Raw genomic sequence first — 26,275 nt, forward strand, 5'->3', positions numbered from 1 at the left:
CTTAAAAACCAACTCGGTTACGACGCTGGAGTAACAAGGCAAGGAAGAACGGCCCACCAATCGCAGCCATCACCAGCCCGATAGGTAACTCCGCCGGGGCAACAATTATTCTGGCAATCGAATCAGACAAAATCACTAAAATCGCGCCCATTAAGGCACTACCAGGCAATACCCAACGATGATCAGGCCCTAACAACAAACGCACCAGATGTGGCGCGACCAAGCCGACAAACCCAATCACCCCACTGACTGCGACCGCTGCACCCACACTCAATGCGGTCAAAACGATGATCGCACGCTTGGCCAGCTTGACATTAAAACCGATATGTTCGCTGACTCTTTCTCCCATTAAAAACGCATTCAGGGTTAAGGCAAAATAGGGTAATAAACCTATAGCCAACAAAATCGGAATACCCGATACCAATACATCTGTCCAGGTTGCACTTGCCAAGGAACCCATCGTCCAGAAGGTCAAGCTGCGCAAGGCTTCATCGGTTGAATAATAGGTCAAGACCCCTGTGGCCGCACCGGCAATTGCATTAATCGCAATCCCCGCCAACAGCATCAGCGCGACATCGGTTCGGCCATCTTTGGTGGCGATTTGATAAATCAGCCAAGTAATCGTTAAGCCGCCCAAAAATGCGGCAATCGGCACCGCATAATAGCCGGTCATAGCTGTCCAACCGGCAAGATAAGTCGATCCCAATACAATCACCGACACCGCCGCCAACGCCGCACCGGTGGACACACCAACCAGGCCTGGATCGGCTAAAGGGTTGCGAAACAATCCCTGCATGGCCGCACCGGCCACAGCAAGACCGGCACCGACCAGTATCCCCAGAATCACACGCGGCAAACGGATCTCCTGCACCACCCAATTCCACTGCGCATTATCCGATAACCCAAACAACGCCAGCACCACATCTAGCCAGCCAATCTGAATCGCACCTATCGTCATGGACACCACGGCCATCAGCAGCACCACAACCACCAATACCGATAAGCCGCAAGGCGCACATTTAATTAATCTCACTTATTGATTCCCGTTTTTAGCCGTATGGCGTGTTGCGCTTGATTCTTGCTGCCATTGTTGATAAACATGGCTGATCATTTGCCCCAATCTAGGACCAAAGTTCAAGGCATCATTCGGCATGATAATTAAACGCTGCTGGTCAAACGCCTGCGTATGCTTCAACACCGGATTATTTAACACGGCTTGCTTACCTCCTGACATACTGACACCCTGTTCCAGCATAAAAATAAAATCTGGATTAATATTAATAGCCGCTTCTGCTGACAACTGCTGGTAATTATAGATCTGCTGCTCCACTGGATTGGTCACGCCAATCATCTTCAGAAGTTCGTTGGCACGACTGCCTTTTCCGGCTACCGACAAATTACCATTGCGCACGGTTAAAACAAAAATCCCTTGCGGTTGACTCGCTCCGCTAGCCTGTTGCTCAGCAATGATCGCGATAGCTTGATCAAATTCCTGCGCGATAACCTGATTAAGATCACGACCTCGCTCCGGCACACCCAACACCGCCGCAATCTGCTCAACCTTATGCATAATACCGTCTAAACTGGGCGTATTTTCTATAATCTCAACCCGAATACCCGATGCCTGAAGCCGATCTAGGGTTTTGCTGGGCTTGGCATCACTGGTCGCAATAATTAAATCCGGACTCAGTGACAAGACCCCCTCAACCGTGAGTTGGCGCATATAACCCACATCCGGCAGGTCGTTCACCGCCTCAGGGTAACGACTGGTAATGTCACGCCCGACCACTTTATCGCCTAATCCGAGCGCAAACACAATTTCTGTAACCGAGCCATCAATCGTAACAATCCGCTCCGCAGCCTGCGCTTTATGCCCCAAACCCATCAACAAAACCAGACCGATAAATCCTACAACAAACCACCAGGCCTGGTTACTAAAAATATGACTTTTTATCATAGTTGCTCCTTTTAGATAGATCCACTTTTCACAGTGAGCGCAAAGTGCTAAGGTAACTCTGCATAACGCACTACAAGATTGCCACTTGGATCAGCGCCCGTGGGACCGGTATTGCTGATCACCTGTGCTTTGAAATAACGCCCCCCGTCTTCAAACAGATAGGTCGTGAAAGTTGGCCACATCGCATGGTTTCCGCCCCCTACCGCATAATGAAATGCGCCATAACTGCCTGGCTTCGACATCGTACTGATCACGGTATCTGCTGCAAAAACCGGTACTTGGTTTATATCAGTTGGATTAGTGACATTTCGTGCATCCGGGTTATCGCCAACCAGCTGACCAACCCCTGCCGATCCTGAACCTGAGACCCCGCCATTAAGTTGAATTTTGGTACTTCGATTCGCCGACTCAAAACGAATTTCCCAATCATCGCTGTCGGTAACTAGACTATTGGTTTCTAAATCCCAATAAGCGGGGGCACCCGAAAAATTAATCGCCACACTCTCTATCGGGGCATCCCAGCTACTGCCATTCCATTTTTCAATGGTCAAGGTCAACTCGGATGTCCGTGTTTTGAACTCTTTAAAACCAATTCGTGCATACTGATAGACTTCACCCGTTTTTGAAGCCGAACGTAAAATCCAACGATTTTTTGCCTCATTTGGGCCGGTAATGATGCCTGAAGCCATATCGTAATCTGGGTTTTGTGACCACCAACCTGCACTCGATAGCTGGGTCTTTAACGTATCGACCTGTTCCGGTGTGCAACTCGTTTTGGTGACCTCTTCAAAACCAGCTAGGGTGTTTTCGAGTGTTTTCGCCTCAAAGGCCGCTTTAACTGGTTGACCTTGCTCGTCATACAAATCCGCAAATTGATGGGCAATACAGGATTTCACATCGCCCGTCCCAGAAAACCCACTGTTGGTTTTAAAACCGACAAACCGTTGATAGGCAAAATGCCAATCACCGTCTTGCGAAACAGTCGAACCATTTGCCAAATTCAAATGTGCAGGGGCTGAACCCGAACCCGTTGCAGAAGCATTAAGCAATGCCGTTTGAATAGATAAGTTGTTACCTTCTTTCCCTGCACTATCACTCGAACTATCTAAACAGCCGTGCAAACCGAACATCGCGGCTGACAGTAATACCACACTTGTTTTTTTAACTAGACTCATTTTTGTTAACTCCCTTATTACTATTTAAAAATAAAACTAATACTGCCAACGGGCACCGACATAAACATACCTTGGTTGTTCCGGCCGGCTATCCGCTAGGGTAAAATCTTTTTGCACACTGGTCAGGTTATCGACACCGGCAAATAACAACCATTGCCGGTTCAATTCATAATTCGCCTTGATATCCCAGACGGTAAATGCCGGGGTTTCGCTGGTGTTATCACTGTTTTCAAATTGAGCCGATTGGAAATTGGCTTTAACAGAAAGCACCAGGCCTGGTTGTGGTGACGCCCAATCAAGCCCTAATTTCACTTCGTGAGTCGGTCTGCGCGGCAAGTCTTTTTTCGTTAGTCGATCTTTGGCCTGCATAAAGCTATAACCGACATCCAGACTCAATGCCGAATTCAATGGAACGAATCCATTTAGCTCAACCCCTTGGGTTAAGGCTTCGGCAAAGTTGCGGTAACGATAGATCAACAATTGTTGCGCTGCCGATTCCGCCTGGTCTTCATCAGTTTCAATCAGGTTTTTGATTTCATTGCGGAACAGACTCAGCTCAAACCGTCGATCCTGCGCTAACCATTCCACCCCTGCCTGAAAACTGGTCGAACTTTCCGGTTGCAAATCCGCATTGCCCATCACCTTGTAGCCAATATGACTATGATCAAATAGGTAATAACGCTCTTTTAAATCCGGCACGCGGTAACCATTGCCCAAGCCCAAACGCCAGTTCACTTGGCCGCTTGTCGTTTGCTGGCGATAAACCCCATTCACCATCGGTGCCAAATGCTCACCAAAGGTTTTATCTCGATGCAAACGCAAGCCCGGCATCAACTCCCATTGGTCATTCACAAACCAACTGTTCTGAGCAAACAGCTCTTGAGTTTGTGCACGTTGGTTATCCACCTCCACAATCCGTTGAGCCGGTGCATTGTTGAAACGTTTGGTTTGCACCACTTGCATTGAATGGGTTGAGGCCTGGGCACCCAGGGTCAATAAATGGTTCCCTAACGGCAGGTTATATTGCACTGAGGCCAACTTTTGATTGATGTCGGTATTACGTTGCTGGTCAACAAAAGAAGTCAGAATAGTATTTTGCTGGGTTTCGCCATCAAACTGCTCATGCATAAGGCTCAGTTGCAGGTCACTGCCTTGCTCGAACTGATGGTTTAACGTCAGACCCAAGTAGTCTGTACTCGTCAAGTCAATCTTTTCAACTTGATTGACAAAGGGCGGGTTGCGCTGTGTGGTTTTGGTTAACAAGTCCTCTTGATAACGCCTCGGTGAAAAACGTATTTTTGTTGCTTCAGTCGGGCGATAACCCAATTGCAAACCGACATTCGCTTTATAGCCCGCCCAACCTTGAGTGCTATAGCTATCAGGGTTATTACTGAAACCATCGGAATGACGCACATCCCCTAAAAAACCTATGTCAAACTGCTCTCGACTGAGATGCCATTGTGCTTTTAAATGGTGCATTGCAAACGGATTGGACCCCACATTCTGCTCGCCATAACTGCCCCCACTGGTTGTCACCGATGCGGATACACCTTGCTCAGGTTTGCGTGTAATGATATTGACCACGCCACCCATCGCAGAGGTGCCATATAAAGCCGACATCGCACCTTTGATAATTTCAATTCGCTCGATATCCGTTACCGCAACCTGCGTGGTATCGACCGCCGAACCGGTACTGGCGGAAACCGGATGACCATCCACTAATACCAAAACCCGATTCGCGTCCAAACCTTGCAGCCAAATACCATAACCACTTTTGCCATGAATCGGACGTAGCTGCAGACCGGGTACATATTTCAGCGCTTCATTGAGATCTTTGGCATGCAGTCGTTCAACCTGCTCTGCATTCACCACTTGAGTTCTGACCGGTACATCAGCTAGGCTTCGCTCAGTTTTGGTTGAACTCACCACTTGAATCCTTTCTAGCTGGTTTTGCTGACATTCAGGGACAACACAGCCATTGCCTGATGAATTGGCTGTGCCTGAAAACAAGCCAGCAAATACCCAATGCAACCATTTTCGATATTTGAATTTTGTGGGGCGTCTTTTACAAAACAACATCATGGACTTAAATTTCTTTTAAATAAAATATTGCAAATCATTATCATTGCATATATGATTTAAGTCAACAAGCTAATACAAATTATTTTTATTTGTAGTTATATATTTTATGATTTAACATGAGCCAGTAAAATCAAGTTCACTCACCCAATCCAGTTGGAGCATTGATATGGAAACCCTACCTTTACAATCGGTCTTTAAAGACTTTGAAAAATTCATCCAATCCTTTAAAACCGTCATTCTTGGCACACTGAGTGCCACCGTTGAAGCCGAAGCCAGTTATGCTCCGGTATTGCAAAAAAACGGCAAATTTTATATTTACGTCTCTGAACTCGCCAAACATACCCATAATCTTTTGGAAAACAAACAACTAACCCTGTTGTTTATCCAAGACGAACAAGACGCGGATAATATTTTTGCCCGCAAACGTGCAACACTTAAATCGGAAGCTAGACACCTTGCCCGCGACGCTGAAGGCTGGAGCGAGTTGATGGATGCTTATGGTGAGCACCTAGGGGAAACCGCCAAAAACCTGCGCAATTTGCAGGATTTTCATTTATTTGAACTTACCCCAATAAAAGCCACGTTTGTTCGCGGATTTGCTCAGGCCTATCATCTCGATGGAGAACAACTCAATCAAGTGCGCCACATGAATGACCGTGGTCACGGACAATCAAAACTAACTGAAGACAAAAAAGCTTCTTAACCCCCTCAAGTTGCTTTTAGGAGATTTTAATGCGCCCACTTGATGAATTGATTCTGAAAAAACAGGTTTTGTTAAATAGCGACAAGCCGGTTCGCGCGCGCAATGCGGCTGAACAACTCGGTATCAGCGAAGCGCAGTATGTCGCGCTATCGCTTGGCGATGGTGCCGTAGAACTCGACATGCAGTGCGTGAAAGACCTGTTTGACCAGCTCGCATCCTGTGGCGAGCTGATGGCGCTGACCCGAAACAATGAGGTGGTAATCGAGCGCAAAGGCATTTATCAAACACCTAAAGCCGTCAATGAGGCGTTAATTTTAGTGAACAAAGACATTAACCTTCGTTTACGTATCAATGCGTGGCGCTATGGTTTTGCGGTCAACGAGAACGGTCGCCAAAGTCTGCAATTTTTTGGCGCCGACGGGGTTGCAGCACATAAAATCTACGCGACCGATTTAACGCATAAGTCGATTTTTCAGGGACTCATCAACCGCTTTAAATTACCGGAAACCCAAGCTAAGCTACTGGAAATTTCTCCAGCGCAAAAGATCGAGTCAAACCATCCAAAACCGCTGAATGCAGACGCATTCAAGCAGGCCTGGCGTAATCTAAATGACGCCCACGAGGTCAACAACCTCTTAGCCGATTTTGGGCTTTCTCGCCTGGAAGCGTATGCTTTACTCGATCATCAGGATGCGCAACGGCTGCAAGCGGACGCATTAAATACCCTGTTTACACTGATCGCTGAACAACAACTTCCCATAATGCTGTTTGTACCTAATAAGGTTGCCACCCAAATTTTTACCGGTCACATTCATAAACTGCTGGAAACCGGCCCTTGGTTTAATGTATTAGATCCTGGTTTTGACTTACACATGAGCCTGAGCGGTATTAACCAGGCCTGGCGGGTCACTAAACATCTCAAACCCACTGACAGCCAGGAACCGGTACAAGCCACCCACTCGGTGGAATTCTTCAACGCCCAAGGTGAACTGGTCATGTTTGTCTATCTGGAACCCGATGCCAACAAAAAACCCGAACTTTATACACGCTGGCACACTGGCTTAGAGTCGTTGAGTCGGTTAAACAAAACCGAGGAATAGAAGGCGGTTTCTTTAACAACCAAGCCACCACTAAATTGTACTCGAGCCAGTTGGACTAAACACCAACTGCCTCAAGCAGGATGACTTTTCGCTTCATTCAATTTAGTCCACTTAGCTCCGAGATTATTTTAAGATTACAAACTCATGGCGGTTTATTCTATGTTTTTTTAGCTTAGAATTGAGTGTTGTTGGTTTTAGATCTAAAAGCTGGGCAGCGCCATCTTTGCCAAACACCTTACCATTGGTATGTATGAGGGCATTGATTAGAGCACGCTTTTCTATTTCGGCGAACGAACTTAATGTATCAACGCGTTCTCGGGCTAATTTTGTGCTTGCGCCAGTTTGAAACGCAGAGGTCTGCGGAAGTTCTAATACATACTTATCTGATTGCGCCAATATTACTCCGCGCTCAATCACATTCACTAACTCTCTAATATTACCCGGCCAGTCGTAAGCTTGCATTTGTTGCATATCTGCTTGACTAATATGCAATCCTTGTCGATTAAACTTGCGTTGAACTAATTGTAAAAAATGTTCGACTAGTAAAGGAACATCTTCTCGTCGTTCTCGAAGCGGATAAGACGCGATAGGAAAAACATTTAGTCGAAAAAACAAATCCTCACGAAAACGCTTTGCGCTCACTTCTAAAAGTAAATCACGGTTAGTGGCCGCTAAAATCCGCACATTGATTTTGCGTGTTTTTGACTCGCCTACCCGCTCAAACTCTCCTTCCTGAAGTACACGCAACAATTTACTTTGTAAAGCTAGCGGAATTTCACCAACCTCATCCAAAAACAAGGTGCCATTATTCGCCAACTCAAACCGACCAATACGATCTTGAATAGCGCCTGTAAACGCCCCTTTTATATGACCAAAAAATTCACTCTCAAACAGCTCTTGAGGAATGGATGCGCAATTCACCTTAATAAAGGGTTGTTTAGCACGATGACTGGCTTGATGAATCGCTTGGGCAATCAATTCCTTTCCTGTTCCCGATTCACCAGTTATCAAAACACTGGCATCCGTCGTCGCCACCAAATCAATTTGCTTGATTGTTTTTAATATGGCACTGCTTCGTCCCACAATGGATTTATAGTTATGCTCAATTCTATAAGTTTCATGCAAATAATCGTTTTCCGCTTCGAGTCTCTGCTTAAGTGCTTGCACCTCTTTCAGCGCTTGCTTAAGCCTTTCTTCTGCACGAATACGCTCACTGATGTCACGAAATACCACCACAGCACCCACCAACTGACCTGAGTCTAAAATCGGTGTACTGGTATAAGCAACCGGAATCACTTGCCCGGTCTTCGACCAAAAAACCTCGTCATCAACTTGGCGTATCTCTCCATCACGAAACGCTGAGTAAATAGGACAATCATGACCATGATAATGCTTGCCGTCAGGATAATGGTGATGAATTAAATCATGTACATTTTTACCGATCATTTCTTGCGCTCTCCAGCCTAAGATGCGCTCACAAGCCGGGTTGACAAAGGTCGCGTTACCGTGAATATCAACACCATAAATTCCATCACCGACTGACTGTAAAATTAAATCATTGTCGCGCTCAAACTCACGAAAGGTTTGCTCAATCGTTTTCCAGTAATCTAAACCATCACGGTGCAAACGATGCACTTCGGCCAACTGTCGCCGTTGTGCTAAATTTGGTTTACTGGTTAAAACCATCGCGATTAAAGGCTTGTCTAACTCAGAACGCTTGACCTCAAAACCTAGGGTTTCAACGGCTAGGCTTTTATCATTCTCTTTAAGTCGAATCGTCAAATCCGCAGACCAGGCCTGCTTCTTCTCCAAAACCTCTTCAGTGAAAACGACCAACTTTCCTGAACTTGAGGAGAACAATTCGGTCGCAATCACAGAAGCATTCAATAAAGCTTCTGCTTTTTGATTTCGATAACAAACTCTGTTTGAAAACGGGTCAACTAAAATACACGCTTCAGGCAATTGGGTAAAAAACAGACCGAATAATGACACGACCACACCTACTATATTTCGTACTTAGACTACTTTATATCATACAAACACGATATAAAGTAATATAAATTCAAGCCACAAGCCCATCAAAAACCAATTATTTTATTTAAAATCAATGCCTTAAACCTATAAGACTCACCCTGGCACACCCCCTGCTCTAAAGTCAATGTATCGTACAAACCCAAACACTTAGGAGCACGACCATGACCATTAAAAGCCTAACGAATGCCTTTGACAAAAAAAGCAGTCTTCTTCACGTTAAAAACTGCAGCTGCCCAATATGCCAAACCGAAAAACAATCCATCAATCTAAGCCCATCGCAACGCCAAGCTCAAATTGAAACTCAGGCAGCGCAATTCAAAGTTGAGCATACGACCAAAACGCAACCTCAATTTAACGATAGCGAGGCCATGCTAGACCGTGCCATCGAGAACGCAGTGGTTCGCTCGGTTTTCAATCATAACGAACTATCGCGCCGCAGCTTTCTCGGATTAGTTGGCGCAACCACTGCAGCGGCGGCACTTAGCAGTTTTTTTCCACTTAATGAAGCCAAAGCCGCGATTAAAGAAGCGATGGGGCCGTTAGAAAAAACCAGGCTCAATATCGGTTTTGTTCCTATTACCTGCGCCACGCCAATCATTATGGCTGAACCCATGGGTTTTTACGCTAAATACGGTTTAAGAGTGAACTTGGAAAAAACAGCCGGCTGGGCGGTGGCACGTGATAAGTCGCTATCCCGCGAATACGACGCCTCTCACATGCTAACACCCATGCCACTTGCGATGACGATGGGTGCAGGTTCAACTTCACGTCACTTTATAATGCCTGCTGTGGAAAATGTTAACGGTCAAGCGATTGTTTTACACAATGACCATAAAGACAAGCGTGACCCAAAACAGTGGAAAGGTTTCCGCTTTGGTGTACCCTTTGAATATTCCATGCATAACTTTTTGCTTCGCTACTATGTTGCAGAACACGGGCTAGACCCAGACCAAGACATTCAAATTCGAGTGGTTCCACCACCTGAAATGGTCGCCAATCTTCGTGCTGGCAATCTTGACGGATATCTTTCTCCCGATCCATTTAATCAGCGTGCAGTGTGGGAGAACGTTGGCTTTATTCATATGCTCACCAAAGATATTTGGGATAAACACCCCTGCTGCGCGTTTGCCTGCAGTAAAGAATTTGCCGAACAAAACCCAAATACCTATGGCGCATTATTAAGAGCGATTATCGATGCCACTCAATACTCCTCAATCCAAGAAAACCGCAGAGAAATTTCTGCCGCGATTGCTCCACGAAACTATCTGAATCAGCCTGTTCCGGTTATTGAGCAGGTTTTAACCGGACGTTTTGCTGATGGGCTAGGAAACATTCAAAATGTACCGGATAGAATTGACTTTGACCCATTCCCTTGGCACTCGATGGGGGTTTGGATTATGACGCAAATGAAACGCTGGGGTTATATCAGTGGTGATGTGAACTATAACATGATCGCCGAGCAGGTTTATCTGGCAACCGAAACGGCTGACATTATGCGTCAACTGGGTTACACCCCGCCAACTGAAACCTACAAAACTCATACCATTATGGGCAAGGTATTTGACCCTGCACAGCCTGAAGCTTACATCAACAGCTTCGCCATAGGGCGCAAAAGCTAAAGGAGCAGAAGATGATCAAGTCAGTTAACCTTAAAGCTACTCTGGTTAGTTTAGCGATTCTAATTGTGTTTCTTGGCAGCTGGGAGCTGGCGACCTACACCCCGCCTGTAAGCTTAGATCGTGAACTCACTGAGTATGAACTTCTAATGGGCGCGGGTACAGCGAATGCGGCGGTTCCGCCCCCCTCTGCCATTATTTCACTAGGGTTTCAGGAATTATCAAATCCCTTTTATGATGCCGGCCCCAATGACAAGGGTATCGGCATCCAATTGGCGCATTCAGTTTATCGTGTACTGGTTGGGTTTGCCCTAGCCGCGCTGATCGCCATTCCCTTGGGCTTTGTAATCGGCATGTCACCGATGATGTACAAGGCGCTTAACCCCTATATTCAAGTACTGCGTCCGATTTCACCCCTAGCGTGGATGCCGCTGGCCTTGTTTATTATCCAAGATTCCAGCCTTTCTGCCATATTTGTAATCTTTATCTGCTCGGTTTGGCCAATGCTGCTTAATACCGCTTTCGGGGTCGCGAGTGTAAGAAAAGACTGGATTAATGTTGCTAAAACCCATCAGCTTTCACCGATCCAAACCGCTTATCAGGTCGTGCTGCCTGCCTCTGCACCCACAATTTTTACCGGTATGCGCATCTCTATCGGTATTGCTTGGCTTGTGATCGTAGCGGCTGAAATGTTAGTTGGTGGCACGGGCATCGGCTATTACGTTTGGAATGAATGGAATAACCTCGACCTAGCGCGTGTTATTTTCTCTATTCTAATGATTGGTGTCATCGGCATGATTCTGGACATGATTTTAGCCGCCGGTGCACGATTTGTTGCTTATCAAGAATAACAGGAGTGAGGAACATGACAAAATTTTTAGATATTCAAGGTTTAAGAAAAAGTTACCCCACACCCGATGGTAAAAGCATGTCGACTGTTTTTGAACATGCCAATTTTACGATAGAAAAAGGCGAGTTTGTCTGTGTTATCGGCCACTCAGGCTGCGGTAAATCGACCATCTTAAATATTCTAGCCGGCCTAGACCAAGCTACCGATGGGCTGGTTTTAATGGATGGTAAAGAAATCGTCGGGCCAAGCTTAGAACGAGGGGTTATCTTTCAAAACTATAGCTTATTGCCCTGGAAGACGACGCTCGACAATATTATTTTTGCGGTAAAAGCACGCTGGCCTAATTGGGATAAAGCCAAAATAGAAACGCATAGTAAACGCTATCTAGAACTGGTAGGTCTAAGCCACGCCCTAGATCGTAAACCGGCGCAACTTTCCGGTGGAATGCGTCAACGCGTCAGTATTGCACGTGCCTTTGCTACTCAACCTCAACTGTTATTAATGGATGAGCCCTTTGGCGCGCTTGATGCCTTGACTCGAGGAGTGATCCAAGAGGAATTAATCAAAATTTGGAGCGAGTCAAAACAAACCGTTTTTATGATTACCCACGATGTTGATGAAGCCATCTTGCTCTCTGACCGAATTCTTTTGATGTCAAATGGCCCTAAAGCACAGATCGCCGAGTCAGTGAAAGTCAGCATTCCACGCCCCCGAACTCGAACAGAAATTATCCATGATGAAAACTACTACAAAATCCGCAACCATCTGGTCGATTTTCTCGTCAACCGCTCCAAAGACCTATCAGGCGATGTCTGCCATGTAAACCCTGATCACCAACCGAAAATGGTTGATTTAGCTGCAAGTTAACCCATAACCGAGGAGAGAATCCATGAAAACAAAACTTGAAATGACTGAAGCCATTGTACTGGCAAAACATCAGTTAGCGGTAAGCTGGCAAGCGATTGCACAAGCCTGTGAGCTCAGTGAGGTTTTTGTCACTTCTGCCTGCTTAGGCATGAACAGTCTTAAAGCCGAACCCGCAGAAAAACTCTGTGCGTTTTTAAAACTCGACTCGTCGATTGCGCTCGCCTTGCAAAGCTGCCCACACAAAAGCTGGGATAAAGCTGTACCCACTGATCCTTTAATTTATCGGCTATATGAAATTGTCGGAGTTTATGGCCCGACCATGAAAGAACTGATTCATGAGAAATTCGGTGATGGCATTATGAGTGCCATTGACTTTAGCATGCATATCGACAAAGAGCAAAACCCGGCGGGCGATCGTGTAGTGATTAGCATGAACGGCAAATTCTTGCCCTATAAAGCATGGTAATTTATTTGTCACAAACTGAAGTCAAACCCTTGACAGCTTGGCTATAATAGAAAGATGACGATTAAATCTGTTTTGCTCAGCTTTGTATTAGCCTTAACACTACTTGGTTCTCACACGATCCAAGTGGTGCACGATGCCGTGCACCCGTTTCACGCACACTTGGTATCAGATACAGTTGCAGAGCATACAGAAACTCAACACACCTCAGGACACCCTAAGCAAACACATTCAATTGAACCTTGGCTGTGTGACTTATTTGATGCGTTTTCACATTCAAAAGCTGCCGTTAGCCAGGTTTTTGATCTCGATTTCACCCCCGATCTGCAACCAGGCCTAGTTGCGATTTACCCAATTTTAGCGCAAGCATCGCGCTATCATGCATTTCAATCCCGCGCACCGCCTATCGCTTTCTCAGTTTAATTCCGTTTGAAAATGTTTTTAATCTTGCGCTCTCTTTGAGATGGATTGCCACGGCCTTTGGCCTGGCAATAGCCCTTCTCTTGCAACGCAATCTTGATGCTGTGTATTCTCAAAACTGAAGAAGGATATTGCTATGAACTTTAAAACCAAACCGATTGCTTTGGCGCTAAGCGCTGTTTTTTCTGCTGGCTTATTAACAGGCTGTTTAGATAGCAGCAGTCATAAAGATGATCACCATGACCACGATCATTCACATACTAATGTTGATAAATCACTGGTTTTTATTAACTCAACTACGGGTGAACAATACATTTACGACTTCCAGACTCGACAAGCGATTAACCTTAATGACAAGGCGAACGCTTCAACAGTAGAGTCTGAAAAGAAACTCAATATCGAAGGGCAAACCAATCTAAGCCACTTTATCCACTGGCCTGATTTCCGCATTGTCAATGAAGTGATGAGGGAGGATAAAAAGGTCGTACTGATGAATGACAGCTATACAGGTGGTGATGTCGATGCCAACCACTTTTTCTATTTGGCCCACTTTCATGGTAGCGGAGAAGAACGTTATTTAGCCGCACACTCAGCTGATGAATTTGAAAACCTGCCTGAAGGTCATGGTCGCCTAGCCGGACTTGCGAGATTGAATAACTTTATCAATAGCCAAACACAACTTGAAAGCGATCTCGCTGCTCAATTACCTGAAGGTCAAACACTCTGTAAAGCCTATGTTGATCCTTACCTGAAACACAAAGACGGTGTGGCTGAAAACACCTTAGTTCACTACACGCTGACCACCACAGGTCGCATGTATTTCTACCAAAAAGAAGGCGAAAATTTCAGTCTAGTACAAAATAGCTTTGAAACGCTAGACGGTGTCACCTCGATTGAAAACTGCAACCAAGTAACCATTACCCGCCAAAGCGATGATGGTGTTTATGTGTTTGTTCCTAACGCTGAGCATCTTTACTTTATTGATCGCCATGGCGCAGACTTTCACCTCCACGAACGCATTCGTATTGATAGCCTGATTCCTGCAGGTGTTAATCCTGACATCATGGGGGCAATAGGTGAAGGCAAGGGTCACTAAACGCCATTCTTAACCTTTAACCAGGCCTGCTTTAACCAGGCCTGGTTTTCTTATCGAGGTTTCACGTGAAACAGTCTATTCCACTTTTATTATTACTGCCTTGGTCGCTGAACAGTTGGGCACAAACCAGCTTGAACACCATTGAAGTACACGGTATTTCTGAACCGGCAAACGCTGAACAGCAAAGCCATGACCAAGCCGACTTGGAACGCAATGCCAGCGGTTTTACCTTGGGTGATTATTTGGAACATTTACCCCTCGTCAATTCCGCCAGCTACGGTCAAGGCGTGGGGCAACCGGTGATTCGTGGGCAAACCGGTTATCGGGTTAAAATTCTTAACAACGACCAACAAACCACCGATCTTTCCGGCATGGGAGCCGATCATGCGGTCGCGGTGATGCCAAAAGCCGCCAAGCGGATTGAATTACTCAAAGGCCCGGCATCACTGCTTTATGGCGCACAATCCGGAGGCACCATTCGGGTGATTGATCGTTTTAACGATGATCTATTACCGCAACCAGGCCTGGCAGGCAAGGTCTATGGTTCAGGCTCAACCAATAACCAAGCGACCCAACTGGGGGCAGGCGCAACCGTCGCCAATGAATCCATCAGCCTTGAGCTGGATGGTCATCGCCAATCGGTTGGTGATTATCAAGACGGCCAAGGTAACCGGATTCGTTTTTCCGACAGTTGGAGCCAACAGGTTCAAGCGATTGCTGGTTATCAACAAAATGATTGGCTAATTAAAGCCTTTATCAGTGACCTGGAAATGGACTATGGCATTCCGAATGGTTCGGACAAGGCCAGCCGCATTAATTTACAGCAACAACGGTTTGGCATTAAATCACTGCATAACCTGCAGGGTGAGTTTTTGGAGCGGGTGCAACTTGATCTGCAATATACCGACTATCTGCATGACGAAACCGAAGGCGGTAGCGCAGACGGCTTGTTTGGTTTAGAAAGTTTTGCAGCAAATATCAAACTCGATGCACATTATGATCATTGGTTGGCGAGTTTTTTATTCGGTTACCAACAACAAACCCTGCAGGTTTGTCACGAACACGGCGCTTGCCAAGATTTTTCGGTAGCGAGCCGAACAGGAAACAATACCAGCCTCAGCGTCAAGCCAATTGGCGGTGGTTTTAACCTGCCCTATTTCCACGGTCACCCGATGCCGGACACGCAAACCCAAAGCTTTACCCTCGGCAGCCATTTTGAGGGTGAGTTTTCAGCAGGCCTGCTCAGTTTAGGTGCCTATATTGAATTACGTGAACTTAAACCTGATAGCAAAAACATTCAAGAAAACTGGTTAATGCCTAGTGCGCCCACCGAAAATATCGACTATGCCGACCCGGATTTTTACCGTTCACAAACCGATAGCGCCTTGAGTTTATCAATCGGTTGGCAACAGCCCTTAACCCAACGCCTAACCTCGCAAAGCTCGCTGAGCTATATCGAACGCCTACCGAGCAGTGAAGAGCTACTATGGAACGGCAATCATCATGCCACCCAAACCTATATTATGGGCAAGCGTGACCTCACCAAAGAGCGTTCGCTAACCCTAGATTGGGATCTGAGTTATCAAACCCAAAACACCCATACCAACCTAAACCTGTTTGTCACCGAGTTTAGCGATTTTATTTATCAAACCCCTTTGCGAGACAGCCAAGGCCATGAAATCAAAGACCCGGATCACAACAATACGGTTTGGCAAACCCTGCAAGCCGATGCACGTTTTTATGGCCTAGGCCTACAGCAAGATTGGCAAATTGGGCGTTGGCAGCAAGCGGATTGGACACTCCGCCAGCAAGCCGATTGGATTCGAGGTCAACTTAAAGACGGAGAAAACCTACCCAGAATTCCACCGATGAGTTATCAGGTTTCGCTGCAACAACAAAGCGCACACTGGTTTAATCAACTGAGTTTTAAGCAGGTTTTTAAGGCTAATCAACTCGAACGCTATGAAACGCCAACGCAGGGTTATCAATGGCTGAGTGCGTATTCACGCTATCAAACGCGCGCGCTTGGACTGGATGCCGAATTCTGGTTTAAGGCCGATAACCTGCTGAATCAGCAAGCCCGAAACCACTTGTCTTACCTAAAAGACACCGCGCCCCTTATCGGACGACAGTTAAGCGCGGGGATCGAATTGCGTTTTTAACCATCCAGGATTAGCTAAAAATCTGCACAATTTTTAAGTGCAGATTTTCAAATTTATCCTCTAAAATAAAGCGTAATTAATTTTATTAAATCAGATGACCTATTCTTTTAGAGAGAAAGAGGCCCATGAATAAACTTTACTTTGCGCTACTAGGCAAACTCATCCTAATGGCGATACCAGGACTCACTCAAGCTAACCAACAGCAGGATCGCCTATTGCTGCAAACCTCGTTATGGACTAAACACTTTAACCCTGACCCAATTCATAATAATCACCAGCGCTTGATAAACCTACAATGGCATCCACAAGGCTATGCCCCTCGCCGACTCACTGAGCACTATCCTCAGATGGATGAACTCGACTGGTTTTTTGGCGCGGCACGCTTTAAAAATTCCTTTTCACAAACCACCCACTATGCATATATCGGCGGTCGGTTAAATTTTTTACAGCATCAGATGCTTCAACCCTATGCCACCATAACAGGCGGATTGATTCATGGCTACCGAGGGGAATACCAAGACAAGATTCCTCTCAATAAATTTGGGGTCGCCCCCGCATTCATCCCTTCAATAGGCGTCGAATACCGGAAGATCACCACTGAGTTCAGTTTTTTCGGTGCTTCCGGTGTCATGCTTAAAATGGGTTACTTTTTCAAATAAACCCTATGGTTGCTTAAGCTCGATACAGTACCCGCTTATTCAGGCCGAAAAACACCTGAATGGTTTTGGCTTGAATCAATATAAACGGCAACAGAATTAAAAAGTAAATTGGTGAAAAAATTGGCGTAATCTGGGTGGCCACCAAGCCCAGATGAACAAAGAACATCCCGAATACAAACATCGCCACCCCAGGACAAATCAACGCAAACGAGGGCGCACCGGCTTTGTCACCCTGAACATAATCACGGAAATAGCCGAGTTTTTTCATCACTGCATATCCAATCAAACCAAAAATCAACTGCACAGATAGCAATGCACTAATCAATAAAAAATAATTAATCGGTTCTGCAGATTCACTAAAATGATGGTTGATGCCGTGTGATAAGCGCACATAGGTAATCCCTAAAATAGTCATGATCGGAATCACTATCCACAAACTGCCCGCGGCTTCAACCCGCAAACCATGGCGTAAAATATCATTAAAGCCCAATACCAGTTTAACCACCATCAATAGCACCGCCAAGACCGCAAAAAAGATTGCAACAAATAAGCTCAATGCAACCAGGCCTGCTATATCACTCATCGCGGCCGGTGCAGCTAATCCCACCGCAATCATCGACAAGGCAAAGATCGACACCATCGGTGCCAAACTATTATTCTTAGAAAAATCAAAATCAGCATTCACAAACAGACGCGTGAAATAGACCCCTAAAATATTCAGTGCATAAAGCCCAATCGCTAAAAAACCTAAAATCGAGAAAGGGAACAAGACCTCTTTAACCGACCAAAGGTTGGGAATAAAGACCGCGCCCAATACAAAAAACACATTAATCGTCATCGCTAGGGTTAAAGGAATCGCCATCAGGCTGATTTCCGCATTTGAATTTCGTAAACTACTAAATGCCGGTGTTTGACGAAAGCCACGATATTCCCGAATATTCCAGATCAATAGGCGAACATGAAGCCCAGCAAATAACACAATACCTATCAATGCTAAACTAATTAAACCCTGCTGCCAAAGCTCACCGGCTTGAAAATAAGGCCAGATATGATTAAACGTTACAATCGGTGTATCCGGATGTGGCACCATAAACATCAAATACATAAAGAAGGATACGGATAAGCCCCCTGCACCCAAAGCGGCTAGAAAATACATTGGGCTATAGGCCTCGCCAAGCTGCTTAATCATTTAGATTACTCCCTTAAAATGTAATATAAACCTTTGCAAAAGTCAGTGATTGCCACAAAGGTCGCTAAATAAACAAAATCGATCCAATTCTATAAATATTATTTATATAGTCATAAATCAAATCATATTAAATAATTCTAATATAAGTAATTACTAATTACCACCCCCTACCTAATTTTGGTCGTTAATTGGGTTGCTTAACTTGCAAGAACTTGATCGAATGGTTGCAAAGAACCGCTGAATTCGGGAGAATTTTATGAAATATTCGGCGGTATCTATAAGCTGAAACAAAAAACTGAGCTAGCCCGAATGTTTCATGAATTTGTGCTGAGATTGCGCAGCGCATTGGTTTCACAAGGAAATTTTCGAAGAAGCGTCGTATCCATGATTACGGCCGACTGAGAAAATATTTCTTGTGGAATCAATGAGCCAGCAAGATCGGTGCAAATTTGTGATATATTCGGGCTAGTATTGAGCTACAACCTAAATAACGTTTTTGCAATAAATGGAGCACCATGAACCGTCGCTATTTTTTAAAGCTTTGCTCAATCAGCCCAATCGGGTTGCTCGCCGGCTGCACGCCTAACGAGGTCAAAAAAACCCTGCAAACCGCACAATCTTTAACCGACGGTAATCTCGCGGATGCGATTAACCAACAACTTCCCTCTTCAGGCATTGCCGAAGTCGATCTGCTTGTTAAACGCAAAATTGAAAATCTGGCGGAAAGTCTTTATAAAAAATGGGGCGATAAAAAGGTCGCCAGCCCAAAAGAGTACGTTAAGTACACAGATCACTACCAAAATCGCGCGATCATTAACTTTGAAACCGGGCTGATTCGCGTCGAAACCTTAGAAAAAGAGCAACCCAAAATAAAGCTGGAGCAAGCGATTGCCACTACGCTGCTCACCCCAGATGACCCCAGCGAAGTGGATCTTTTAAGTGATCAGGCCGTCAAAGCTCAAGGCCAACCTTTTTTGCTTAACCTGGTGATCGATCACCAGGGCCAGCCTATCCGCTTTCAATGGCGTGCTGAAAACTATGCTAAACACCTGATGCGCACCGCTTACCAAACGCGGCGAGAAAACAACCAAACGATCCATTTTGTTGAATTCGCCATGGTGCAAGATCATCAAACGACCTCACAAAATAAATATGCAGGCCTGGTAACACAATATAGCCGTCAATTTAAAATCAGAACCGACCTGATCTATGCGATTATGGAGGCCGAAAGCAGTTTTAACCCCTACGCGATGAGCCATATTCCGGCCTATGGTTTAATGCAAATTGTGCCCAGCTCGGCCGGACGCGATGCCCATCAACTGATCTACAAGCGCGATGGCACCCCCAGCAAAGACTATTTATTTGTACCCAATAACAACATTCAAATGGGCGTGGCGTATTTGTCGATTTTAAATGATCGTTACCTAGCGAGGGTCACTCATCCTTTGTCACGCGAATACTGTGTGATTGCCGGTTACAACACCGGCAGTGGCAATGTATTGCGCGCGTTCGATAGCGACCGCAGCAAGGCTTTTGATCGGATTAATCAAATGCAACCCAACCAGGTTTACCAGCATCTCGTTAGAAACCTCCCCTATCAAGAAACCCGACGCTATATGCAAAAGGTCACTGAGTTTCAAAGAAAATATGTTTAAGATAGGCGCAAATTCGCACTGACCACGCAAAAAGAGTAGAATGCGCCTTCATCTTTGATTTAACAGGAAATAATGCTTTGATCTCTACCGCAAATATCACCATGCAATTTGGCGAAAAACCGCTGTTCGAAAACATCTCAATTAAATTTGGCGGGGGTAACCGCTATGGCCTTATTGGCGCGAACGGCTGTGGCAAATCCACCTTTATGAAAATTTTGGGCGGTGACCTTGAACCCACCGCCGGTCAAGTGATGCTTGATCCCAACGAACGCTTAGGGAAATTACGTCAAGATCAATTTGCCTATGAAGCCTTCAGTGTTATCGACACGGTCATTATGGGCCACGCTGAGCTTTGGGAGATAAAAAAAGAGCGTGATCGCATCTATGGCCTAGCTGAAATGTCTGAAGAAGACGGCTTAAAGGTCGCTGAGCTTGAAGTCGCATTTGGTGAAATGGACGGCTACACCGCTGATTCGCGCGCGGGTGAGTTATTACTCGGCCTTGAAATCCCAGTTGAATTGCACTATGGCCCTATGTCGCAAGTGGCACCGGGATGGAAATTGCGTGTATTGCTAGCCCAGGCTTTATTTTCAAATCCCGACATTCTATTGCTGGATGAGCCCACCAACAACCTCGATATCAACACCATTCGTTGGCTTGAAAACATACTGAATGCCCGCAACAGCACGATGGTGATTATTTCGCATGACCGCCACTTTTTAAACAGTGTCTGCACCCACATGGCAGACTTAGACTATGGTGAACTACGGATTTACCCTGGCACCTACGATGACTATATGCTCGCATCCACTCAAGCGCGTGAGCAACTTCTATCCGATAACGCCAAAAAGAAAGCTCAAATTGCCGAATTAAAGACGTTTGTCAGCCGTTTCTCGGCGAACGCATCGAAGGCCAAGCAAGCTACATCTCGCGCCAAACAAATCGATAAAATTGAATTAGCCGAGGTCAAACCTTCCAGTCGTGTCAATCCCTTTATTCGTTTTGAACAAGAGAAAAAATTGTTCCGCTTGGCCGTCGAGTGTGACAATATCAGTAAAACCTTTGACACCAACCCGGTTTTTAACCGCTTCAGCGCAATGGTTGAAGCAGGCGAAAAACTTGCGATTATCGGTCCTAACGGCATAGGGAAAACCAGCCTACTTCGTGCGCTGGTGGGTGATCTGGAACTCGATAAAGGTGAAGTTAAATGGGCCGAGAATGCCAGTATCGGTTATTACGCCCAAGATCACGCACATGAGTTTTCTATAGATATGTCGCTGTTTGACTGGATGAGCCAATGGAAAAAACCGGGAGACGACGAGCAAGCCATTCGCGCAATCCTTGGCCGGATGTTGTTTTCACAAAAAGACATCGATAAATCGGTTAAGGTCTTATCGGGTGGTGAAAAAGGTCGGATGCTGTTTGGTAAATTAATGATGGAAAAACCCAATGTGCTACTGATGGACGAACCCACCAACCATATGGACATGGAATCGATTGAGTCACTGAATATGGCGTTGGAAGACTATCCCGGCACAGTGATTTTTGTCAGCCACGATAGAGAGTTTGTATCATCACTGGCGCAACGTCTTTGGGTAATGTCAGCGGAAGGCATTGAAGACTTTAGCGACAACTACGAAGCCTATCTGACTCACAAGGGTCTCGTCTAAGCTTAAAGGTGGCTCGCGTTTTTGACTTGAGCCACCGCTAATACTTAACGGTATTTTTACCTTCAAGCCGTGCTTGTCGGTAAAGTTTTTCAACCCGCTCCAACAAACCTTCAATCGTTTCATCCACCTCAATCGAGACCACACCAACGCTAATGGTCATTTCAGTATCAGGAACTAATAGACTTGAAGCGATCATTAGACGTAACTTTTCTGCTAGTTGATAAGCATCGACCAGTTCATTACTGGCGGCAACGATAATATATTTTTCAGCTTGCCAACAACCAAACTCATCTGATATACGTAGTGCGTTCTTAACCATCCGGCTAAAATTATTGCGTAGTTCCAGCCCAGCCTTTTCACCCTCGCTTTGGCTATACTCTTTAAATTGGTCAATCGACAACATCAATACTGAAAAGGGCGTGCCATAGCGCTTGAACAAAGAATAATTCAAACGTAACATTTCTGTTAATTTAAGACGCGTCGCTGTTCCGGTTGCTTCATCGTGATAGGTTGCATTTTTTTGAAGGGCTTTTAACTCGTCAAGTTTTTGACTGAGTTCGATTTGTTCGCTCACATCTTTTAAAGAACTAATCACACCATAAGCTTGATCTTCCTTGTCAATCAGTGGACGAGGATAAATCATCACCCACTTTCGAGAACCATTAGCACATTTAATTGAAAACAGATTTCTGCCTTGTCCTTGATTAACCAATAACAAATCTTTGCTTAGGGTTGTTTTTAGATGATGTGTTTCAAACATTTCTTGCCAATTCAAACCCAGGTAATAGTGAGGGTCAATCCCGGTTAAATCCAGCCAGGAATCACTCAGGTAAGTAATGCGTTGCTGAAGATCTGTTTGAAATACCACATCTTGTGAAAAGGTGTTTAGGGTTTTATATATTTGCTCTGAATCGCTTAACTTAAATGCAACCCCTTTTGGCAGTGTTGGTTCACTGGCGACTAGATTGTCGGCAAACCCGCCATAGAGGTTTAAATGCTTGTCTTGAGCAATTAACTGAAATAACGCTACAATCTGACCCAGCCCAATTCGGCTGATAAAACCACGCTTACTTCCATAGGTTTTGGCACCCAAAACATAAAAATTAGGCTCAGGTGTTCTTAGCGCAAATGCCGGCATAGCGGTAGTGACTTCGGTATCCAGGTCAAGCCTACTGAGCAAACTCTGAGTATAGGCTAGTGGCCCACCGTTGGTATAAGACTGTTCGATATGTAAATCTTGCCATAGGCTCGGATCTACTTGAAAGCCATAATTACTGATGACCTGATCCGCTTTGAGGGTTAACGCTTGATCACCACGACACAGGCTTAAGCTCCAAGGCAAAGATGGCTGTGCTGGGTTATACTGAATCGCCATTACTCGGGTATGATCCATAAAACTGACCTTGTCTGACAAGCTCGGATCCTGTGAAAGAGTGCGCTCGATATCAGCAAAAGACGGCGAACCAAAACTCGTCAAACTCGTTTTAAAAAAAGGTGAATCGGCTCGCTCTTTAATACAAATTAAACGGGTAGAGGCAGACCAATGTTCTTTGAGTGAAATAAAACGCGCCAAGCTTGATTGGGCCAAATAGCCATCGCCAAACAAAAGAATCGTTTGGCCATCATACTGATCAAAGTAGGCTGCAAAATCAGCCAGTTGATATTGAATGCTAAGACAAAATTCAGCTTCACCTTCAACGACAACACGGCTATCGCCTAAGGGCAACGGAGCCTGATAGACACCGCTGGCATCAATGACATGTTCGGCAAACAAGGTTTGACTGCCCTGCTCAGTGGAAACCAGCAGCTTAAAAGCCGCTGCCTTACGTAACGCGATATCTAGCTCATCACGTGGCACACCTGGTTTTGAAATCGCTTCAACTCGGCAATTGAGTTCTAAATTTAAACCACTCCTTTCAACCAAGGGTTTTAGATAGAAATCACGATAAGTTTTAGCTGTCAGATAGCTGATCGATGAGGCTTCCTCAACCCATTCGAGGCCGAGCGGAGTCATGATCAACTGTGCTTCAGGGTATAAAGTTAGATCACCCAGCGCAGATAAGGTCGATGCCAGTGTTGAACTCGACTCTAAAACCAAAGGCTCAACACCCAGCTTTTTGGCATAAATCGCTGCTTCAATGCCAATCGGCCCAGCACCGATAATAATAAGCGGCCAAATTGGCTCACTTTTATCACACTTTATGCTCATAACTCCAACTCTACAATTAATATTCAATAGCTTATAAGTTTAACATACAAGCTTGATTAAAAACTGCAGGCTAGGTACTCAATGAGTGAAACTGAACTAGGCTTGAATCATCACTTTTAGTGCCTGCATTTGTTGAATGATCAGGTCACGGGTTGTTTGATTGGTCAGCGCTCCCTGCTCATTAAAAGCATTAAACGCGTTGGTCACCATAATTTCTGGTACGCCTAGCAAGCGTGCGCCTGGGTAAATCAATATTTCACGCAAATGATACTGCGCGCGCCCACCACCAAATGCACTGGGACTGGCACTCATTAATGCAACCGGTTTGGCTTTAAGCGGAGCATCAGGATGAATCGATAACCAGTCCATTGCATTCTTCATTACCGCCGTCACCGAATAGTTAAATTCCGGTGATGCCAACACCAAGGCATCAGCCTGCTTGACCGCTGCCGCTAAGACATTGACCGCGTCAGGAAAACCTGATTCCAACTGATCGGGGTTCAACAGCGGTAAATCCTCAAGCGTGCGCACCGTCATCGCCACCCCCTCCGGTAACAACCCAGTGGTTTCGCGCAATAACGCGGTGTTTAGAGAAGCCTTACGCAAACTCCCACTTAATCCTAAAAAATTCATTGAATCACTCCTTTAATTGACTGTTTTTTGTTAAACCAAATCAAACAATAAAAACTCTGCTTGAGAATCGGTGGTAATCACCAGGCCTGGTTCATCCTCCACCGCCAACGCATCGCCAGTTTGCATCGATTCTCCATTGACATCTAAAGTCCCCTTAACACACTGTAACCAAATGCCTCTGCCAGGCCTTAAGTCAAACTTTACCTCTTGGCCTTGGTTTAATTCCGCACGATACAAATCGACATCTTGGTTGATAAACACCGCGCCGCCCGTCGGATTTTGGCTTGCTAACAAAACCAAATTTCCCGGCTCGGCTAGGTCATAACGTATTTGCTGATAACCCGGTTGAATGTTTTTTTCTGCAGGCATTAACCAAATCTGATAAAGATGGGTGACCTCAGTACTTGACGGATTGTATTCACTATGAGTAATGCCCGTGCCTGCGCTCATGCATTGAATTTCGCCGGGCTGTATTTCTTCAACATTGCCCATGCTATCCTTGTGCGCCAAACGCCCTTCAATCAAATAGGTAATAATTTCCATATTGTCATGCGGATGGGTTGGGAAACCACTATTAGGCTGAATCCAATCTTCGTTAATTACCCGTAAACTGCGAAAATTCATATGATTACGATCAAAATAACTTGAAAAAGAAAAGCTGTGATAAGACTCCAACCAGTCAATTTTATTGTAGCCTCGCTCCGCTGATGGTCTTAAACGTATCATTTGAGTACTCCTTTTATTAATCTAGACAATAGCTTAACTTTTTCCAATAAGATTGATAAGATGTGATTCATAAAAGCTCTTTTTCTTAATGGAAAAAATATAGGCCAAAGATGATTAATCGCAAAGACGCACTAGAAGGGTTGAGTATTTTTGTCCAGGTAATTGAATCAGGTAGTTTTAGCGCTGCTGCGACGGAACTTGGGCATGCGGTTTCCCACATCAGTAAATCCATTACTAAACTTGAAGAACGCTTAGGTGCGCGCTTAATCAATCGCACAACGCGAAGCCTGAGTCTGACGGATGTCGGCCAGGTTTATTATGAAAAAGCCAGACAAATTGTAGGTGATGCCAGGGAGGCCGAACAAAGTATCCACCAACTTCAGGACACACCCAGTGGACGTTTAAAAATTAGCCTACCGAATAGCTTTGGCCAATCGCATATGCAGCCGGTGATTCGGGACTATATGTTGCGCTACCCTGAAGTGAAACTACAAATCGACTTTAGCAGCCGCCTAGTCGATTTAACGGGTGAAGGCTTTGACCTATGTGTTCGAATGGGGCAACTTAAATCATCTAACCTGATTAGCCGCAAATTGCTAGATTTTGATTTTTATACCGTCGCCAGTCCGGATTATTTAGCCAGCATAGGCTCCCCTCAACACCCTCAAGAGTTAAAAAAACATCAAGCGATCAAATACATGTATAACCAAGTGCCAATTACTTGGGACTTCTGTACGCCTGAGGGTGAGACCCTCTATGTTGAGGTGGAAAACCGCGTAGAATGCAATAATCTACCGATGCTCAAAACGCTGGTTATTGCTGGAGTGGGCATTACTCGGTTACCCAGCTATGATTGCATCAACGAAATCAAACAGGGTAAATTGGTTCGCTTGCTGGCTGACTATGATATGCCAACGCAATGCGCCTATATGGTTTACCCCCATCGGTTGCACCTGTCAGCAAAGGTTCGTGCTTTTGTTGATTTAGCTTTAAATCATTTTAAATAGGA

22 protein-coding genes are annotated in these 26,275 nt (G+C 45.3%); 13 read left to right on the plus strand and 9 right to left on the minus strand.

Going from position 1 to position 26,275, the window contains the following annotated elements:
• Position 1: 1 nt before the first annotated feature.
• The 4 genes from JX580_RS11075 to JX580_RS11090 are packed head-to-tail and all read right to left on the minus strand — an operon-like array spanning position 2 to position 5,214.
• Positions 2–1,033: a FecCD family ABC transporter permease gene (locus JX580_RS11075; protein WP_248850600.1), complete on the minus strand. Its 1,032-nt coding sequence runs from the start codon at positions 1,031–1,033 to the stop codon at positions 2–4.
• Positions 1,034–1,957, minus strand: a complete 924-nt coding sequence (locus tag JX580_RS11080; RefSeq protein WP_248850601.1) for a heme/hemin ABC transporter substrate-binding protein — start codon at positions 1,955–1,957, stop codon at positions 1,034–1,036.
• Positions 1,958–2,004: 47 nt separating this feature from the next.
• Positions 2,005–3,132, minus strand: coding sequence for a hypothetical protein (locus tag JX580_RS11085; RefSeq protein ID WP_248850602.1), 1,128 nt, complete (start codon positions 3,130–3,132; stop codon positions 2,005–2,007).
• 36 nt (positions 3,133–3,168) lie between these two features.
• On the minus strand, positions 3,169–5,214 hold the full coding sequence (locus JX580_RS11090; protein ID WP_248850603.1) for a TonB-dependent receptor plug domain-containing protein: 2,046 nt from the start codon (positions 5,212–5,214) through the stop codon (positions 3,169–3,171).
• Positions 5,215–5,380: 166 nt separating this feature from the next.
• On the opposite strand from JX580_RS11090, the gene JX580_RS11095 reads away from it, so the two are divergent.
• Positions 5,381–5,917, plus strand: coding sequence for a HugZ family protein (locus tag JX580_RS11095; RefSeq protein WP_248850604.1), 537 nt, complete (start codon positions 5,381–5,383; stop codon positions 5,915–5,917).
• A 29-nt stretch (positions 5,918–5,946) separates the two neighbouring features.
• Positions 5,947–7,017, plus strand: a complete 1,071-nt coding sequence (locus JX580_RS11100; protein ID WP_248850605.1) for a ChuX/HutX family heme-like substrate-binding protein — start codon at positions 5,947–5,949, stop codon at positions 7,015–7,017.
• A gap of 123 nt (positions 7,018–7,140) precedes the next feature.
• Here JX580_RS11100 and JX580_RS11105 read toward each other — a convergent pair whose 3' ends face one another.
• Positions 7,141–9,009 carry a sigma-54 interaction domain-containing protein gene (locus JX580_RS11105; protein WP_248850606.1) on the minus strand — a complete coding sequence of 623 codons (1,869 nt, stop codon included), beginning with the start codon at positions 9,007–9,009 and terminating at the stop codon, positions 7,141–7,143.
• A 203-nt stretch (positions 9,010–9,212) separates the two neighbouring features.
• Between JX580_RS11105 and JX580_RS11110 the strand changes: the two genes are divergently transcribed.
• The 8 genes from JX580_RS11110 (at position 9,213) to JX580_RS11145 (ending at position 17,184) form a co-directional block, all read left to right on the plus strand.
• Positions 9,213–10,670 carry a CmpA/NrtA family ABC transporter substrate-binding protein gene (locus tag JX580_RS11110; RefSeq protein WP_248850607.1) on the plus strand — a complete coding sequence of 486 codons (1,458 nt, stop codon included), beginning with the start codon at positions 9,213–9,215 and terminating at the stop codon, positions 10,668–10,670.
• An 11-nt stretch (positions 10,671–10,681) separates the two neighbouring features.
• Positions 10,682–11,518, plus strand: a complete 837-nt coding sequence (ntrB, locus tag JX580_RS11115) for a nitrate ABC transporter permease (protein WP_248850608.1) — start codon at positions 10,682–10,684, stop codon at positions 11,516–11,518.
• 14 nt (positions 11,519–11,532) lie between these two features.
• Positions 11,533–12,384, plus strand: coding sequence for an ABC transporter ATP-binding protein (locus JX580_RS11120; protein ID WP_248850609.1), 852 nt, complete (start codon positions 11,533–11,535; stop codon positions 12,382–12,384).
• Between the two features lie 22 nt (positions 12,385–12,406).
• On the plus strand, positions 12,407–12,850 hold the full coding sequence (gene cynS / locus JX580_RS11125; protein WP_248850610.1) for a cyanase: 444 nt from the start codon (positions 12,407–12,409) through the stop codon (positions 12,848–12,850).
• A 54-nt stretch (positions 12,851–12,904) separates the two neighbouring features.
• Complete coding sequence (locus JX580_RS11130) at positions 12,905–13,270, plus strand: hypothetical protein (protein ID WP_248850611.1); 366 nt, start codon at positions 12,905–12,907, stop codon at positions 13,268–13,270.
• Positions 13,271–13,403: 133 nt separating this feature from the next.
• A complete protein-coding gene (locus tag JX580_RS11135) occupies positions 13,404–14,363 on the plus strand; it encodes a hypothetical protein (protein ID WP_248850612.1) in 960 nt (319 codons plus the stop codon).
• A 65-nt stretch (positions 14,364–14,428) separates the two neighbouring features.
• A complete protein-coding gene (locus tag JX580_RS11140) occupies positions 14,429–16,525 on the plus strand; it encodes a TonB-dependent receptor (RefSeq protein WP_248850613.1) in 2,097 nt (698 codons plus the stop codon).
• Positions 16,526–16,650: 125 nt separating this feature from the next.
• Positions 16,651–17,184 carry a hypothetical protein gene (locus JX580_RS11145; protein WP_248850614.1) on the plus strand — a complete coding sequence of 178 codons (534 nt, stop codon included), beginning with the start codon at positions 16,651–16,653 and terminating at the stop codon, positions 17,182–17,184.
• Between the two features lie 13 nt (positions 17,185–17,197).
• Here the strand turns inward: JX580_RS11145 and JX580_RS11150 are convergent, their stop codons facing one another.
• A complete protein-coding gene (locus JX580_RS11150; protein ID WP_248850615.1) occupies positions 17,198–18,373 on the minus strand; it encodes a TsoY family (seleno)protein in 1,176 nt (391 codons plus the stop codon).
• Between the two features lie 515 nt (positions 18,374–18,888).
• Between JX580_RS11150 and JX580_RS11155 the strand changes: the two genes are divergently transcribed.
• Both JX580_RS11155 and JX580_RS11160 read left to right on the plus strand, forming a co-directional pair.
• Positions 18,889–20,028: a murein transglycosylase domain-containing protein gene (locus JX580_RS11155; protein ID WP_248850616.1), complete on the plus strand. Its 1,140-nt coding sequence runs from the start codon at positions 18,889–18,891 to the stop codon at positions 20,026–20,028.
• Positions 20,029–20,105: 77 nt separating this feature from the next.
• Positions 20,106–21,698 carry an ABC-F family ATPase gene (locus JX580_RS11160; RefSeq protein ID WP_248850617.1) on the plus strand — a complete coding sequence of 531 codons (1,593 nt, stop codon included), beginning with the start codon at positions 20,106–20,108 and terminating at the stop codon, positions 21,696–21,698.
• A gap of 37 nt (positions 21,699–21,735) precedes the next feature.
• On the opposite strand, the gene JX580_RS11165 is transcribed toward JX580_RS11160, so the two are convergent.
• The 3 genes from JX580_RS11165 to JX580_RS11175 form a co-directional block, all read right to left on the minus strand.
• Entirely contained in the window at positions 21,736–23,907 is a 2,172-nt protein-coding gene (locus JX580_RS11165) for a sensor domain-containing diguanylate cyclase (protein ID WP_248850618.1), read from the minus strand.
• A 96-nt stretch (positions 23,908–24,003) separates the two neighbouring features.
• Positions 24,004–24,540, minus strand: a complete 537-nt coding sequence (locus JX580_RS11170; RefSeq protein ID WP_248850619.1) for an NADPH-dependent FMN reductase — start codon at positions 24,538–24,540, stop codon at positions 24,004–24,006.
• Between the two features lie 30 nt (positions 24,541–24,570).
• Positions 24,571–25,266, minus strand: coding sequence for a pirin family protein (locus JX580_RS11175; RefSeq protein WP_248850620.1), 696 nt, complete (start codon positions 25,264–25,266; stop codon positions 24,571–24,573).
• A gap of 110 nt (positions 25,267–25,376) precedes the next feature.
• Here JX580_RS11175 and JX580_RS11180 point away from each other — a divergent pair, with 110 nt between their 5' ends.
• Positions 25,377–26,273 carry a LysR family transcriptional regulator gene (locus JX580_RS11180; RefSeq protein ID WP_248850621.1) on the plus strand — a complete coding sequence of 299 codons (897 nt, stop codon included), beginning with the start codon at positions 25,377–25,379 and terminating at the stop codon, positions 26,271–26,273.
• Positions 26,274–26,275 lie beyond the last annotated feature (2 nt).

The organism is Thiomicrospira microaerophila (genome assembly GCF_023278225.1).
In the GTDB taxonomy this organism is placed as follows: domain Bacteria; phylum Pseudomonadota; class Gammaproteobacteria; order Thiomicrospirales; family Thiomicrospiraceae; genus Thiomicrospira; species Thiomicrospira microaerophila_A.

Coding starts and splice junctions, on each gene's coding strand:
- JX580_RS11080 (WP_248850601.1), bottom strand. CDS start 1,957: ATGATAAAAAGTCATATTTTTAGTAACCAGGCCTGGTGGTTTGTTGTA.
- JX580_RS11085 (WP_248850602.1), bottom strand. CDS start 3,132: ATGAGTCTAGTTAAAAAAACAAGTGTGGTATTACTGTCAGCCGCGATG.
- JX580_RS11090 (WP_248850603.1), bottom strand. CDS start 5,214: ATGATGTTGTTTTGTAAAAGACGCCCCACAAAATTCAAATATCGAAAA.
- JX580_RS11095 (WP_248850604.1), top strand. CDS start 5,381: ATGGAAACCCTACCTTTACAATCGGTCTTTAAAGACTTTGAAAAATTC.
- JX580_RS11100 (WP_248850605.1), top strand. CDS start 5,947: ATGCGCCCACTTGATGAATTGATTCTGAAAAAACAGGTTTTGTTAAAT.
- JX580_RS11110 (WP_248850607.1), top strand. CDS start 9,213: ATGACCATTAAAAGCCTAACGAATGCCTTTGACAAAAAAAGCAGTCTT.
- ntrB (WP_248850608.1), top strand. CDS start 10,682: ATGATCAAGTCAGTTAACCTTAAAGCTACTCTGGTTAGTTTAGCGATT.
- JX580_RS11120 (WP_248850609.1), top strand. CDS start 11,533: ATGACAAAATTTTTAGATATTCAAGGTTTAAGAAAAAGTTACCCCACA.
- cynS (WP_248850610.1), top strand. CDS start 12,407: ATGAAAACAAAACTTGAAATGACTGAAGCCATTGTACTGGCAAAACAT.
- JX580_RS11130 (WP_248850611.1), top strand. CDS start 12,905: ATGACGATTAAATCTGTTTTGCTCAGCTTTGTATTAGCCTTAACACTA.
- JX580_RS11135 (WP_248850612.1), top strand. CDS start 13,404: ATGAACTTTAAAACCAAACCGATTGCTTTGGCGCTAAGCGCTGTTTTT.
- JX580_RS11145 (WP_248850614.1), top strand. CDS start 16,651: ATGAATAAACTTTACTTTGCGCTACTAGGCAAACTCATCCTAATGGCG.
- JX580_RS11150 (WP_248850615.1), bottom strand. CDS start 18,373: ATGATTAAGCAGCTTGGCGAGGCCTATAGCCCAATGTATTTTCTAGCC.
- JX580_RS11155 (WP_248850616.1), top strand. CDS start 18,889: ATGAACCGTCGCTATTTTTTAAAGCTTTGCTCAATCAGCCCAATCGGG.
- JX580_RS11165 (WP_248850618.1), bottom strand. CDS start 23,907: ATGAGCATAAAGTGTGATAAAAGTGAGCCAATTTGGCCGCTTATTATT.
- JX580_RS11170 (WP_248850619.1), bottom strand. CDS start 24,540: ATGAATTTTTTAGGATTAAGTGGGAGTTTGCGTAAGGCTTCTCTAAAC.
- JX580_RS11175 (WP_248850620.1), bottom strand. CDS start 25,266: ATGATACGTTTAAGACCATCAGCGGAGCGAGGCTACAATAAAATTGAC.
- JX580_RS11180 (WP_248850621.1), top strand. CDS start 25,377: ATGATTAATCGCAAAGACGCACTAGAAGGGTTGAGTATTTTTGTCCAG.